Origin of the sequence: Robertmurraya korlensis, from assembly GCF_023715225.1 — a bacterium.
Lineage (GTDB): Bacteria > Bacillota > Bacilli > Bacillales > Cytobacillaceae > Robertmurraya_A.
Genome location: NZ_JAMBNS010000027.1, coordinates 1 through 1,481 on the forward strand (window position 1 = coordinate 1; position 1,481 = coordinate 1,481).

Consider the following 1,481-nt stretch of genomic DNA (forward strand, 5'->3'; position numbering starts at 1 on the left):
ATTCTAATTGAAATGAAAGAACAAGAAAAAACGGAAGTCATCGTTGGGATTGAACCTACTGGTCATTATTGGCTCAATTTAGCCTATTTTCTTGAGGAACGAGGCATCCCTCTAGCTATGGTCAACCCTATGCACGTCAAACGGTCAAAAGAGTTAGATGACAATCTGCCAACCAAACATGACCGTAAAGATGCGCTCGTAATCGCTCGTCTCATAAAAGATGGACGCTTTAGTTATCCTCGTATCTTGAAAGACAAAGAGGCTGAACTCCGTGTGGGGGCAACGTTTAGAAGTAAGTTGACAGAGGAACTTGGAGCTGTCAAAAACATGATGATTCGCTGGTTAGATCGCTATTTTCCTGAGTTTACTCAGGTGTTTCCGTCATTCGGAAAGATGGCTATGGCTGTACTTGAATGTACCCCATTTCCAAGTGATCTTCATCAGAAACAACCCGAAGAAGTTTTAAATCTCTATCGCCAGGTTGAGGGGCTCAAATCTCCCCAAAGACCGAAAGCAATGCGTCTCATTGAAGTCGCTACTAACTCCATAGGAGTAACAGAGGGACGTGAGATGGCCCGTATTGAAATCGCCACACTCGTTCGCCGTTACAACCAGTTGGAACAAGATATAGAAAGCATTACACAGCACTTAGTTAAACTTGTACAAACATCCGTAGAGTACGAATGGCTCTCAACGGTTCAAGCACTTGGAGATATTACTATTGTCGATTTATTAGCTGAAATCGGTAGCTTTTCACACTATGTAGATCCACGCCAAATCATTAAACTTGCGGGACTAACATTACGTGAAAATTCCTCTGGGCAGCACAAAGGGCAGAAGCGCATTTCCAAACGTGGTAGAAGAAATCTACGAGCTCTACTTTTCCGAGTAATGATACCGATGATTCGTCACAATGAAGCATTTCGAAAGCTACATGAATATTACACAAACCGTAAGGTTAATCCGTTAAGCAAAAAGCAATCCATCGTGGTACTATGCGGAAAACTATTAAAAGTGTTACATGGAATCAGTACAAAGCACAAAGCGTTTGACGCACAGCGAATGATGCAGGATATTCCTAGTCTCGCAGAGGCTATGTAAAGTTCTACATCCCCTTAACTTACCTAGACAACAGGATGACACGGAGAAGTTGGCAATATTTTTTCCATTCGACCTTGAGTCCCTAAAGGAGCTTCGCTAGCCTCTGCCTTATGACTAGACCGAACGAAGGAATGTAGGCACATTGATGCCCAGAGACATGGGAGGGTACGTCATCATAAGCTACGCAGAGATCCATTGTGCATCACATAATTCTCTAACACTACTTACCACTATTAACCAGTAGTGTCCGCGTAGCGTACCCATGTGTTGGAATAGATTCACATAAAATAAAAATATTGTTAGGGATCGTGTCGAAAAAAATTTTTTTGACACCCCACGAACGGGTCAAACCGTTGATAAATCAACATTTATAGAGGGAG

At 42.4% G+C, this 1,481-nt stretch carries 1 protein-coding gene; it reads left to right on the forward strand.

The window, feature by feature from the left end; genetic code table 11:
- On the forward strand, nucleotides 1-1,101 hold a 1,101-nt coding region (locus M3175_RS23855; protein WP_251524433.1), incomplete at its 5' end, for an IS110 family RNA-guided transposase.
- Between the last annotated feature and the right edge of the window lie 380 nt (nucleotides 1,102-1,481).